Annotated in this window: 11 protein-coding genes and 1 riboswitch; of the genes, 5 read left to right on the top strand and 6 right to left on the bottom strand. The window is 35.2% G+C overall.

Annotated elements, in window-relative coordinates; all coding sequences use genetic code 11:
• Positions 1 to 7: 7 nt before the first annotated feature.
• The 4 genes from NQ163_RS09040 to era form a co-directional block, all read right to left on the bottom strand.
• Positions 8 to 736 carry a hemerythrin domain-containing protein gene (locus NQ163_RS09040; RefSeq protein WP_268190024.1) on the bottom strand — a complete coding sequence of 243 codons (729 nt, stop codon included), beginning with the start codon at positions 734 to 736 and terminating at the stop codon, positions 8 to 10.
• A 230-nt stretch (positions 737 to 966) separates the two neighbouring features.
• Positions 967 to 2,226: a tetratricopeptide repeat protein gene (locus NQ163_RS09035; protein ID WP_268190023.1), complete on the bottom strand. Its 1,260-nt coding sequence runs from the start codon at positions 2,224 to 2,226 to the stop codon at positions 967 to 969.
• Positions 2,227 to 2,356: 130 nt separating this feature from the next.
• Positions 2,357 to 3,664 carry a ribosome biogenesis GTPase Der gene (gene der, locus NQ163_RS09030; RefSeq protein ID WP_268190022.1) on the bottom strand — a complete coding sequence of 436 codons (1,308 nt, stop codon included), beginning with the start codon at positions 3,662 to 3,664 and terminating at the stop codon, positions 2,357 to 2,359.
• 77 nt (positions 3,665 to 3,741) lie between these two features.
• On the bottom strand, positions 3,742 to 4,623 hold the full coding sequence (gene era, locus NQ163_RS09025) for a GTPase Era (protein ID WP_120240837.1): 882 nt from the start codon (positions 4,621 to 4,623) through the stop codon (positions 3,742 to 3,744).
• A gap of 231 nt (positions 4,624 to 4,854) precedes the next feature.
• Positions 4,855 to 4,973: riboswitch (FMN riboswitch) on the top strand.
• Between the two features lie 194 nt (positions 4,974 to 5,167).
• Here era and ribD point away from each other — a divergent pair.
• The 4 genes from ribD (at position 5,168) to ribH (ending at position 8,813) form a co-directional block, all read left to right on the top strand.
• Positions 5,168 to 6,262, top strand: a complete 1,095-nt coding sequence (gene ribD / locus NQ163_RS09020; protein WP_268190021.1) for a bifunctional diaminohydroxyphosphoribosylaminopyrimidine deaminase/5-amino-6-(5-phosphoribosylamino)uracil reductase RibD — start codon at positions 5,168 to 5,170, stop codon at positions 6,260 to 6,262.
• A 40-nt stretch (positions 6,263 to 6,302) separates the two neighbouring features.
• Positions 6,303 to 6,959, top strand: coding sequence for a riboflavin synthase (locus NQ163_RS09015; RefSeq protein ID WP_268190020.1), 657 nt, complete (start codon positions 6,303 to 6,305; stop codon positions 6,957 to 6,959).
• 24 nt (positions 6,960 to 6,983) lie between these two features.
• On the top strand, positions 6,984 to 8,222 hold the full coding sequence (locus tag NQ163_RS09010) for a bifunctional 3,4-dihydroxy-2-butanone-4-phosphate synthase/GTP cyclohydrolase II (protein WP_268190019.1): 1,239 nt from the start codon (positions 6,984 to 6,986) through the stop codon (positions 8,220 to 8,222).
• Between the two features lie 129 nt (positions 8,223 to 8,351).
• The gene (gene ribH, locus NQ163_RS09005; RefSeq protein WP_268190018.1) at positions 8,352 to 8,813 is read left to right on the top strand and encodes a 6,7-dimethyl-8-ribityllumazine synthase; all 462 of its coding nucleotides are present in this window, start codon (positions 8,352 to 8,354) and stop codon (positions 8,811 to 8,813) included.
• A gap of 134 nt (positions 8,814 to 8,947) precedes the next feature.
• Here ribH and NQ163_RS09000 read toward each other — a convergent pair whose 3' ends face one another.
• Positions 8,948 to 9,529, bottom strand: a complete 582-nt coding sequence (locus NQ163_RS09000) for a thioredoxin family protein (protein WP_268190017.1) — start codon at positions 9,527 to 9,529, stop codon at positions 8,948 to 8,950.
• Between the two features lie 316 nt (positions 9,530 to 9,845).
• Positions 9,846 to 11,030, bottom strand: coding sequence for an exo-beta-N-acetylmuramidase NamZ family protein (locus NQ163_RS08995; protein WP_268190016.1), 1,185 nt, complete (start codon positions 11,028 to 11,030; stop codon positions 9,846 to 9,848).
• Between the two features lie 185 nt (positions 11,031 to 11,215).
• Here NQ163_RS08995 and NQ163_RS08990 point away from each other — a divergent pair, with 185 nt between their 5' ends.
• Complete coding sequence (locus NQ163_RS08990) at positions 11,216 to 12,457, top strand: ABC transporter permease (RefSeq protein WP_268190015.1); 1,242 nt, start codon at positions 11,216 to 11,218, stop codon at positions 12,455 to 12,457.
• Position 12,458 lies beyond the last annotated feature (1 nt).

Raw genomic sequence — 12,458 nt, 5'->3', positions numbered from 1 at the left:
ACGATCATTAAAACAGGTTCTTAATTGATTTTTCCATTAAAACAATTTTCGGAATTAAAACCTTATCTTCAATTCTGGAATGATAATTCAAATCTTCCTCTAGCCTAAATAAGTCTTGAATAATACTATGATATAGGTTGGTATTGGCAGGTGGAGCAACATATTTAATCATGATGGTTCGCAAATCCATAAGTTTTTCCTCAACATCATCGTGCTCTTCCTCATATTCCTCAATCGAAAACGACTCAAAAACCTTTTTATTCTGATCAGTAATTTGTTCTGATTTTATGATTTCATCTACAGCCAACACATATGGGAACACAACATCTTCCTCACGCATAATGTGTTCTGTAAGCTCCGATTTATATCCTTCGAAAAAGTTTCTAATCAGGGCAATATACTTTTTATCCTCGCTCCCTTCTAATTCCAGACTTTTAATTTTTTGCTCAATTTCGGTTACAGTGTTATTTAAGTAACTGGCATGAGTCATTTTTAGATAAGCTATAATTTCACGTACCGGAATACTTTGCAGTTCCTCTTTGGGAAAATAATCCTGATCATGATAGGCATTTACCAACTGAAGAAAAAAGTTCAAATCAACTTCATTCTCTTCACAAACCTGATCAACTGTTTTATCTCCAAATCCCAATTCAATTCCAAAACGATGAATAACAGGTATTAGCATGTAATTCATTTGAATCACATCTGCCATTTTCATACTTTTCTTTATATGCATACTTGTATTTTAATTCAATCTAAATTAGTAATTTTTTGGAGATCTAATAAGACATGAAACAAAAAAAGCAATCGAAAACCGAAACCAAATGAGTAAAAACACTAAAAAGAAATATTATGGCAAAAGATTTCTCGAATTCATCTGGCCTCAGTTCCGGGAGCTCGTTTTTAAGTCAATACAAACTTAGTTTGCTTAACTTGCGTTCGCAATACCAACAATTAGGTATTCTTTTACTTTTCGAAGTGTATTTTCTCCTTTATGTGCAGGATTCTTGATTTGGCGTATTCATAACGTTCGCCGCCAACATCATCTGTTTCTCGAATGTATTGCGAATAATATTTCAGCGCTTTCTTTTTGTTATCGCCAAATTCCTCGTAAGTAGTAGCAATTTCGTATAAGACTTCCGGATTGGAATTATCCAGTTCAAAGTGTTTTTTATATTCTATCACCGCTTTTTCAAATTCACGAGTGGCACTGTATGCTTTTGCCAAATACAAATGTATTGATGATTTAATTGCAGGTGTAATATAAACCAAAGAGTTATTCAGATACTCTATCCCTTTTTTGTTATCATTTAAACGAGAGTGACAGACACCAAGATAAAAATTAAGCATTGGATCTTTTTCAAAAGTTTCACCACAAGCTAAAAATGATTTAATAGCATTTTCATATTGCCTGGTTTGCATATAACAAACTCCCAACTGTTTGTATCCGCTAAGATTTAGTTTTTTTCTCGTCTCCAGATCCTTGTAAATGTTTAACGCATTTTCGTACCATTCCAAACCAACCAAACACTGGGCTTTCTTTTTCTGTATCAGATGATTGTTAGGATAAGTTTCAAGCCCTTTATTACAAAAATCCAAAGCTTGTTCGTAGCCTTGCATTTCATAAAATTTCTGAATCACATGAAGAATCACCGATAAATCTTTTGGATTAAGTTCATATGCCTTTAAATACGATGCCAATGCACCAATAAAATTCTGCATTTTACCTTTCAAATTGGCAGCTTGTTTGTGCAAATATGGGTTTAAAGAATCACGCTCAATTAATTTCTCATAGATATCCAAACCCTTACGGTAATTGCTAAGGTTAGCATATGTCTTTGCCAACAATAAACTGCCTTGATAATGCATTGAATCAACGGCTTGAAGTTTTAAGAGTTGTTTTTGAGATTCAGGATAATTTCCCGATGAATAAAGGCAATTGCTGTAATTAAATAATGTAGCAGTTGAATTGGGATGTAACCTGTGTGCTTTCTGATAATTCTCGATTGCAGGAACATACTGATTTAAGTTTTGATATGCTTTCCCCAAACGAAAATACAGCTTACTATTTGTACTATCCTTTGCAATCATTTGCTTAAGAATTGGAATAGCACTTTCATATTCTCCATTAAAAAGCAATTGGTCTACCTTATTGGTACGTTGCGAGGATGCATTGGGGATAAAGAAAATACTTGTAAGTATTAGGGTAAAAATAAATTGTTTCATTGGGTTGTAATTTTATAATTATCATATAAATATAACTAAATCATTAGTTTTAGAAAACAATTATAAAATTTAGATCAAAAAAAACCGACTCAGAAATTCTGAATCGGTTGATATGATTGCTTTGTAGCAATTATTTTTTTCTCATAAAAATCTGAATCGGAACCCCTGTAAATGCCCAGTTTTTACGAATCTGGTTTTCAAGGTACCTTTTGTAAGGATCTTTAATGTACTGTGGCAAGTTACAATAGAATGCAAAAGTTGGAGCCAAAGTAGGCAATTGAGTTACGTACTTAATCTTAATGAATTTCCCCTTTACCGAAGGAGGAGTAAACGCAGCAATGGCATCCTGCATTACCTTATTTAATTCAGAAGTTTGAATCTTACGTACTCTATTTTCATATACTTCCAATGCAGATTCCAACACATTTAATAATCGTTGTTTGGAAAGTGCAGATGTAAAGATGATTGGTACATCATTAAAAGGAGCAATTTTATTTCTGATTTCTTGCTCGAACTCTTTCATGGTGTTGGTTTCTTTCTCAATCAAATCCCATTTGTTCACCATGATCACAACACCCTTTCTGTTTTTGATAATCAAATCAAAAATACTCAGATCCTGAGCTTCTACACCACGTGTTGCATCAAGAATCAGAACACAAACATCAGCAGTTTCAATGGTTCTAATCGAACGCATTACCGAATAGAATTCCAAATCTTCATTCACCTTAGGCTTTTTACGAACTCCGGCGGTATCTACCATCATAAAGTCGTGCCCAAATTTTTGGAATCTTGTATGAATTGAATCTCTGGTTGTACCGGCAACATCGGTAACAATATTTCTTTCGATACCAATTAAAGCATTTACTGTTGATGATTTTCCTACATTAGGACGACCAACAAATGCAAGTCTTGGTAATTCATTGTCTTCTTCTTCTGGCTTTTCTTCAAAATCACCTACTACAGCATCAAGCAAATCGCCGGTCCCCGAACCATTCACCGATGATATTGGATAAACAACATCGCCAATTCCCACTGAGTAAAACTCATTTGCCGCAAAAATTAAATCGCTGTTATCTGCCTTATTGGCTACCAGATAAACCTTTTTTGTAGTTCTGCGAAGAATTCGCGCAACAGCCTCATCCAAGTCTGTCATTCCATGCTGAACATCCAACACAAATAAAATGGCATCGGCCTCATCAATAGCCAGCATTACCTGCTTGCGGATTTCTTCATCAAAAACATCTTCCGAGTTGAATGAATATCCACCTGTATCAATTACTGAAAACTCTTTTCCATTCCAGTCTGCTTTCCCATAATTACGATCGCGGGTTACACCAGCAGTTTCATTCACGATTGCTTTTCGGCTTCCTATTAATCGATTAAAAAGTGTAGATTTTCCAACATTTGGACGACCTACTATTGCAACTATATTACTCATTGTTAATTATGAATTATAAGTTAAGAATAATGAATTTTACAAGATGCATAAATCATCATTCATAATTTATCATTAATTTATTGGTTGTACCCGAATCCTTTTAATTTATTCTCTTTATTTCTCCAGTCTTTGGCAACTTTAACGTAAATCTTTAAAAATACTTTCTTACCAAAGAATGCTTCCATGTCTTTTCTGGCTTCGGTTCCAACTTTTTTAAGTGCTTTACCTTGATGACCGATGATGATCCCTTTTTGTGACATTCTTTCAACATTAATCACCGCCATAATGTTGATAATCTTAGGCTCATCTTTAAACTCTTCTACTTCAACTTCCACAGCATAAGGAATTTCCTTATCGTAGTTCATTAATACTTTTTCTCTGATAATTTCATTCACAAAGAAACGGGCTGGCAAGTCAGTCATTTCGTCCTTAGCAAAGTAAGGAGGTCCTTCAGGCAATAGCTCTAAAATTCTATCAAATAAATTAGAGACATTAAAATTCTCTTTTGCCGACATAGGGAAAATTTCTGCTTTTGGCAGCTTTTCTTTCCACATGTCCATCATCTCAACAAGTTTATCCTGAGTTGTCAAGTCAATTTTATTCAAAATCAGGATTACCGGAGTGTCAGTGTTCTGAACCTTTTTTAAGAAATCTTCATTCTTGTCAATGGTTTCAACCACATCGGTAACATATAAAATAATGTCAGCATCAACCAATGCAGATGTTGAAAACTTCATCATCGATTCCTGAAGTTTGTAATTCGGCTTCAACACTCCTGGCGTATCAGAATATACAATTTGAAAATCTTCACCATTTACAATTCCCTTAATTCTGTGGCGTGTAGTTTGCGATTTCGATGTGATAATCGAAATGCGTTCACCAACCAAATTGTTCATTAAGGTTGATTTTCCAACGTTCGGATTTCCAATGATATTTACAAAACCTGACTTATGAGGCATACTTACTCCAATTTAGTGATTTAAAAATTTTTGCAAATATAGAACAATTAATGCCATTTACGAAAATGTCTAACAATCATTAAGCTTGATACTTGTATTTTTTTTAGATTAAAAATCTATAATGAACTGTTAATATTGTTTAAAGCATATCAGCTTCATTTGTTTTTAAAACTTAAAGATCTATATTTGTAGCAGAAACAGTGCTTAAAAACTCTGTTTCAACATATTTTATTGTTTCTTCAGGGCAGGGTGAAATTCCCGACCGGCGGTGATAGTCCGCGAATCTGTAAAAGGATTGAACTGGTGAGATTCCAGTACCGACAGTACAGTCTGGATGGGAGAAGAAAAAACAATTGATCGATTTGATTAATTCATGTCATTGGAAAAATTGATTCCAGTTGGCAGACCGTATAATAAATGCCCTGAATAGTAATGTACTGTTCAGGGCATTTTTTGTAATAAATATTAAATGAATTCAAATATGTGTGATTGATTTTAATGAAAAACAATACTCATTCACGCATTAACACATTCAGGAAATAAAATGAGCAAGAAATACGAATACATGCACAGAGCTTACGAGCTTGCCAAAAAAGGAGTTGGAAAAGTAAGTCCAAATCCTCTGGTTGGTGCTGTAATTGTAAAAGACGATAAAATAATTGGGGAAGGCTATCATGAATTTTATGGTGGTCCTCATGCCGAGGTAAATGCTTTCCGTTCGGCCAAAGAATCGGTTGAAGGAGCTACGATGTATGTAACGTTGGAACCTTGTTCTCATTACGGAAAAACACCTCCTTGTGCCGAAGCCATTGTGAAAAATAAAATTGGAAAAGTAATTATCGGCATGCTTGATCCCAACCCTTTGGTTGCTGGTCGTGGTGTAAAAATTTTAGAAGAAAATGGCATTGAAGTTGATTTCGGCTACTTGTGTGAGGAGTTGACCGAAATGAATAAAACCTTTCTAAAATTTATACAGTCGAAAACTCCTTACGTGATAATGAAAACTGCCATGACACTGGATGGGAAAATTGCCAGCAAAACAGGTGATTCGCGTTGGGTTTCGAACGAAAAATCAAGAGCTAAGGTTCATGAATTAAGAAATGAATTGGCAGGAATTATGGTTGGTGTTGATACCGTAATTGCTGATGATCCCATTCTTACCACCAGACTAGAGAATGGAAAAGGTCAGAATCCGATTCGAATTGTAGTAGATAGCAAAGCAAGAATTCCCCTGGATTCCAAGATTTTAAATACTCCGGAACAAGCAAAAACCATTTTGGCAGTTACAGAAGAAGCTGATCTCAATAAAATCAAGCAAATTGAAGCCAAAGGAAATCAAGTTATAAAAGTGGATGCTTTAAATGATAGAATCGATTTAAATAGTTTGATGCAAAAGCTCGGAGAACAAAATATTGATGGAGTATTATTGGAAGGTGGAGCTACTTTGAACTTTTCGGCATTACAATCAGGTGTTGTTGATGAAATAATTTCTTTTGTCGCACCGAAAATAATTGGGGGTAATGCTAAAAGTCCGGTAGGAGGAGAAGGCATTGAATTGATGAAGGATGCCATAGAATTAGAAGATATTAAGTTACAACAATTGGGAAATGACCTAATGTTGTCAGGAAAAATAAAGTAGAGACGTTTCATGAAACGACTGTACAAGCCAAAATAGAAAAATGTTTACAGGACTAGTAGAAGAAATAGGACAAATTAAAGCCATCGAGCGAGGAGCAAAATCGATTCGTTTGAGCATTTCTGCCAGTAAAATTATGGATGATGTAAAATTGGGCGATAGCATCGCAACCAATGGAATTTGTCTAACGGTAGTAAGTTTCGACTCTGCCGGTTTTACAGCTGATGTTATGCCGGAAACCATGAACAGAACCAGTTTTGGCACACTTGGTACAGGTAGCAAGGTGAACTTGGAAAGAGCTGTTCGTGTTGGCGATCGATTGGGTGGACACATGGTAAGTGGTCATGTAGATGGCTTAGGAGAAATTGTAGGGCAAGAAAAAGATGACAATGCCATTTGGGTGAGTATTGCTGCACCAAAAAACATCCTGAAATATGTAATTGAAAAAGGCTCAATTGCTATTGATGGTATTAGCTTGACAGTAGCCTATGTGGATGAGAAGATATTTAAAGTATCAATCATTCCTTTAACTCAATACGATACAACTTTAACATCTAAAAAAGCTGGTGAGAAAGTCAATTTGGAATGCGACATGACAGCTAAATATATAGAGAAATTCATGTTCCACAGAGAGGAAGAAGAAAAATCGGAGAAATCGGATATTTCAATGGATTTTTTAAAAGAAAACGGATTTGCATAAACAAGACAACAAACAAGATAAGTAATGGAATTTCATACTATTGAAGAGGCGATTGAAGACATCAGACAAGGTAAGATGATTGTAGTGGTGGATGATGAAGATCGCGAGAATGAAGGTGATTTATTAATGGCTGCCGAAATGGTAACCCCTGAGGCAATTAATTTTATGGCTCGTCAGGCCGGAGGATTAATTTGTATGCCAATAGTAAAAGAGCGTTTGGACGAATTGGATATCGATATGATGGTGTACAACAATACCGATGCCAAGCAAACTGCTTTTACTGTTAGTATAGATGCAGCTGATTGTACAACCGGAATTTCTGCTCATGAACGTGCTCATACCATTAAAAGAGTATTGGAAAATGATGCTAAACCTGAAGACTTTACTCGTCCGGGACACATTTTCCCATTGGTGGCTCGTAAAAATGGTGTATTGGTTCGTGCTGGTCATACCGAAGCAGCTGTAGATTTGGCTCGTATGGCAGGTTTGTATCCTGCAGGTGTGATTTGTGAAATCATGAACGAAGATGGTACAATGGCTCGTGTTCCTCAACTGAAGGAATATATCGAAAAGCACGACCTGAAAATGATCACCATTGCTGATTTAATAGAATATCGTCGCCAGACAGAAACCATGATTGAAAAGGTGACCGAAACTGCTATGCCAACACAGCATGGAGAATTCAGAGCTCATGGTTATGTGAATAAAATTACCGGCGAACATCATGTTGCCTTGGTAAAAGGGAATGTTGATACCGATGAGCCTATTCTTACACGTGTTCATTCTGAATGTTTAACTGGAGATGCTTTTGGTTCGCTTCGTTGCGATTGTGGAGAGCAATTACAGGAAGCACTAAAAAGAATTGAAAAAGCGGGTCGTGGTGTATTGTTGTACATGCGCCAAGAAGGTCGTGGAATTGGTTTGATCAACAAGCTTCGTGCCTACCAATTACAAGATATGGGAATGGATACTGTTGAAGCAAACCTTGCTCTTGGTTTTAAAGCTGACTTGCGTGATTATGGTATTGGAGCTGCAATTCTTGCTGATTTGGGAGTTAAGAATTTAAAACTAATGACCAACAATCCACTAAAAGTAGCAGGCTTAAAAGGTTACGGCATCAAGATTGTTGATCGTGAAGAAATTGAAATGACACATCATGAAAAAAATGAATTTTACATGATGACCAAAATGAAAAAAATGGGTCACATGTTACATCAGGATGTGAAGTGGAATCTTCAAAACGATGATAAAAAAATAGATTAAGTAAATTAGTGAATGTGAAGTGAGTAAATGACAAGGCACTCTAAGTACTTTAGGCACTTTTTCCACATTTACACGAATTAAAGAAGCGTTCACAGCTCGCAATAAAAAGAATATTTAAAAATTAGAAATATGAATACAATTGAAGGTAAATTAGTTGCTGAAGGTCTTAAGTTTGGTATCGTAACAGGTCGTTTTAACGAGTTTATTGGAAGCAAATTGTTAGGTGGTGCATTGGATGCAATCAAGCGTCATGGTGCATCAGAGGATGATGTTGATGTTGCTTGGGTTCCAGGTGCATTCGAAATTCCATTGGTTGCAAAGCGCATGGTAAAAAGTGGAAAGTATGATGCTGTAATCTGTTTAGGAGCAGTAATTAAAGGTTCCACTCCTCACTTCGACTATGTTTCAAACGAAGTAACTAAAGGTGTAGCACATGTATCATTAGATTCAGAAGTTCCTGTAATTTTCGGTGTTTTAACTGTTGATACAATTGAACAAGCTATTGAACGTGCGGGTACAAAAGCAGGTAACAAAGGTTACGAAGCTGCAGTTTCTGGTATTGAAATGGCTAACTTATTAAAGCAATTGTAATATACCATTTATACTAAAAGATTATATCTTGGTATAATTCTACATTACAGATAAAAAATACTTCATACCAAAAAGTATAAAAGCAAAGAGGCTATCTTTAAAAGATAGCCTCTTTTGTATAAAGCGTATTTTCTTCACACCAAATCACATGCATCTGCAGGCATCCAGTGTTTATCTTTCCCATCCCATTTTACATTGCAACCAATTGGATTGGTCACTGGAGTTGAAATTGTCTTTCCATCCAAATACTCAATAATTGCTCTTTCCAAATCACGAACAGTAACTTTAGAGGTATCTTTTGGATTGTCAACAGCTCTTCCCGTATAGATCAACTCTCTCTTCTCATTAAACAAATAAAAATGTGGTGTTCTTAAAGCACCATAACTAACGGCTACCTCTTGAGTTTCATCATGCAAGTACACCCATGGAAAATCATTCTCTTCCATACGGGTAAGCATGTGGTCATAATCATCTTCTTCGTATGTATTGGGAGAATTGGAATTAATTCCAACAAATTCAACTCCATGCGGTATATACTTGTCTGCAATGGCTCTGGTATCCTCATCCGATCCAACAACATAAGGACAATGATTACAAGTAAAGAAAACCACCAGCAATTTCGATGACTTAAAATCGTTTAACTTATATCGAATACCATCAGTTGCAATCAAATTAAATGCGGGAGCTTTATCTCCAATTTGTAGGGTAAATGCCATTTCTTTCTAGTTTAAGGTTGTTACTCCTTTAAATTTACCGATTATTTTGATAAGTTCTAAATTATCAAGACTGATTTTTAGCATTAACCTTCCATTAATTTAACATTATCTCCTCCCAATTTCTCCTTTAATATTAACACTCATTTAGTAGTAATTTTAGATACATAAGAGCTGTATTTTTTATACTTGCTATAATAATCATACTATCTCAAGCCTCATAAATTTTAAATAAAAAATCCCTTAGAAACAGGTCGTCGGGTTTATCAATTAAGTCGATACTACTTTCCATTTGTCACCGGCGATTCTGTTTCTGATTTTACTCCCAATCAGGATAAATCAGATATTTTTTACGGATATTTTTATAAGCTTTCAGATCTTCTTGCCAGCTTTCTCTAATTTCTTCCTCACTCATTCCCTTTTCTATTTGCAGTTTCAACTGATTGGTTCCCGCCAGGTTTCTAAAGAAAGTATTAAAGAATTTTTTATTAGCCTGAAGTTGTTGGTAAGCCTTGATTAGAAAAGACAAATCAAGCGCTTTTCTGTTTCTAAAATCTACCAAATTGTACCTACTCAGATCATATCCATAACATACTTTGCCTTTAAATTTGGGATATTTACTTGCCCCAGGAATACTTCGAGGCGTATAAGAATAACCGTCATTTTTCATATTCGGATGTCCAAAACATTGGAATGGATAATCAGTTCCTCGTCCTGCACTTACCGTGGTACCTTCGAAAAAACACAAAGATGGATACAAGGCAACCGAAAGGGCATTGGGCAAATTGGGTGATGGTTTAACTGGTAAATCGTAAATTTGATTTCGATTCCAATTTCTACAATGGATCACTGTAAGATCACACTTTACACTTCCCTTTAACCAAGCTTCACCATTAATCATTTTTGCATACTCTCCAATAGTTAATCCATAAACAACAGGTACCGGATGCATCCCAACGAATGAAGCGTATTTTTTTTCTAAAAGTGGTCCATCCACGTAATGAGCATTAGGGTTTGGTCGATCTAAAACGATAAGTGGTATATTTTGCTCGGCACATATTTCCATCACGTAATGCAATGTTGAAATGTAGGTGTAAAACCGAACCCCCACATCCTGAATATCAAACACCATTACATCAATGCCTTGTACTTCTTCTTTGCTTGGTTTAAAATGTTTGCCATACAGAGAAACTATGGAAATGCCAGTTTTTACATCTTTGCTGTTTTTAATTTTCTCTCCAGCATCGGCAACACCTCGAAATCCATGTTCAGGACTAAATATTCTTTGAATTTTAATGTTTTTTGCAAACAGAAAATCAACTAAATGCTGATTCCCAACCAAAGAGGATTGATTGCCCACAAACCCAACCGATTTGCCTTGAAGCAATGGCAGATAATCCTGAGTATTCTCAGCACCCGGTAATATTTTTAATTCATTCTGTTGTGCACAGGATGTACTCACAATAAACAAGCACATCAAAATTGTATATAAATAAGCTCTCATGATATGATTCTTTTCAATTTTAAACAAGATGTAACAATTATGTATTTCGATATTTTCAATTCGAGTTGTAAAATATAAAATTCACCAAACACCCAAAAACATTCGAAATCAATTGCAAATAAAAATAAATTTTAATCATATGAAATTACTACTTTTGTGTTAATCTTAACAAAAAGAATATCAATTTGAATCTGGAATTATTTATAGCTAAAAAAATTACTACGGGTAAAAAAGGCGAAAAGAAAATGTCGCGCCCGATTATTAAAATTGCCAAACTTAGCATTGCGCTTGGCATTAGTGTTATGATTTTAGCTGTAGCCATTGTAACTGGCTTTAAATCTGAAATTACCAACAAAGTAACTGGTTTTGGTTCACATATTCAGATTACCAACTACGATAATAATTCTTCTTTTGAAACCCAACCCATTGATAAAAGCATTATCGATACGAATCTGATAAAGCAGATTCATGGGATTCGACACATACAAGCTTTTGCAACAAAACCAGGTATTCTAAAAACAAAATCAGAGATTCAAGGTATTGTATTAAATGGCATTGGAAAAGATTACGACTGGAGTTTTTTTAGTAAAAACTTGGTTGAAGGTGAAATATTCAAACTAGAAGAAAAGAACAGTAATCAAATTCTAATCTCAGAAAAATTATCGAAGCTACTGCAAGTTAAAATTGGCGATAAAATATCAGTTTACTTTATCCAACAACCTCCTCGCGAAAGACGCTTTGTTATTTCAGGTATCTACAATACTGGAATGGAAGAGTTCGACAAACTGTTCTTGGTTTGCGATATGCGTCATATCCAAAAACTAAACGACTGGGAACAAAATCAAGTTAGTGGGTATGAAATTTTCATCGATGATTTTGATAAAATATCAGATCTTACTTACCTGGTAAAACAAAGTACCGCAAGTTCTTTCACCCAAGAGGGAGGCAGTGTAAAAGTTCGAAATATTCTTAGAAAATATCCTCAAATTTTCAGTTGGCTCGATATGCTGGATCTTAATGTTTGGATTATCCTTTCGCTAATGATTCTGGTAGCAGGTATCAATATGGTTTCTGGATTACTGATCATCATTCTGGAAAAAACCAATATGATTGGGATTTTAAAAGCACTGGGAACACAAAACTGGTCAATACGAAAAGTATTCCTTTACCAATCGAGCATGATCATTGGCAAAGGAATGTTATGGGGTAATGTTATTGGTATAGGCTTGTGTCTTTTGCAATATTATTTTGAGATCATCCCGTTAGATCCTACCAACTATTACGTTGACACCGTACCGGTTAATCTAAAACTTAGTCATTTACTTTTATTAAATGTTGGAAGTTTAATTGCTACAGTTGCCATGTTGCTAATTCCATCCTATTTAATTACAAAAATTAGTCCGGCTAAAGCCATTAAATTCGATTAAA

The sequence above is a fragment of the Marinifilum sp. D737 genome (assembly GCF_026672275.1).
Lineage (GTDB): Bacteria > Bacteroidota > Bacteroidia > Bacteroidales > Marinifilaceae > Marinifilum.
The sequence above is the reverse complement of the archived record's forward strand: the minus strand, read 5'-3'. Positions and strand labels throughout refer to the sequence as shown.

Bases quoted from the DNA above. Each gene is read 5' to 3' on its own strand.
- der (WP_268190022.1), bottom strand. From the start codon at position 3,664: ATGAGTAATATAGTTGCAATAGTAGGTCGTCCAAATGTTGGAAAATCT.
- NQ163_RS09015 (WP_268190020.1), top strand. From the start codon at position 6,303: ATGTTTACAGGACTAGTAGAAGAAATAGGACAAATTAAAGCCATCGAG.
- NQ163_RS09035 (WP_268190023.1), bottom strand. From the start codon at position 2,226: ATGAAACAATTTATTTTTACCCTAATACTTACAAGTATTTTCTTTATC.
- NQ163_RS09010 (WP_268190019.1), top strand. From the start codon at position 6,984: ATGGAATTTCATACTATTGAAGAGGCGATTGAAGACATCAGACAAGGT.
- NQ163_RS09000 (WP_268190017.1), bottom strand. From the start codon at position 9,529: ATGGCATTTACCCTACAAATTGGAGATAAAGCTCCCGCATTTAATTTG.
- NQ163_RS09040 (WP_268190024.1), bottom strand. From the start codon at position 736: ATGCATATAAAGAAAAGTATGAAAATGGCAGATGTGATTCAAATGAAT.
- ribD (WP_268190021.1), top strand. From the start codon at position 5,168: ATGAGCAAGAAATACGAATACATGCACAGAGCTTACGAGCTTGCCAAA.
- NQ163_RS08995 (WP_268190016.1), bottom strand. From the start codon at position 11,030: ATGAGAGCTTATTTATATACAATTTTGATGTGCTTGTTTATTGTGAGT.
- ribH (WP_268190018.1), top strand. From the start codon at position 8,352: ATGAATACAATTGAAGGTAAATTAGTTGCTGAAGGTCTTAAGTTTGGT.
- era (WP_120240837.1), bottom strand. From the start codon at position 4,623: ATGCCTCATAAGTCAGGTTTTGTAAATATCATTGGAAATCCGAACGTT.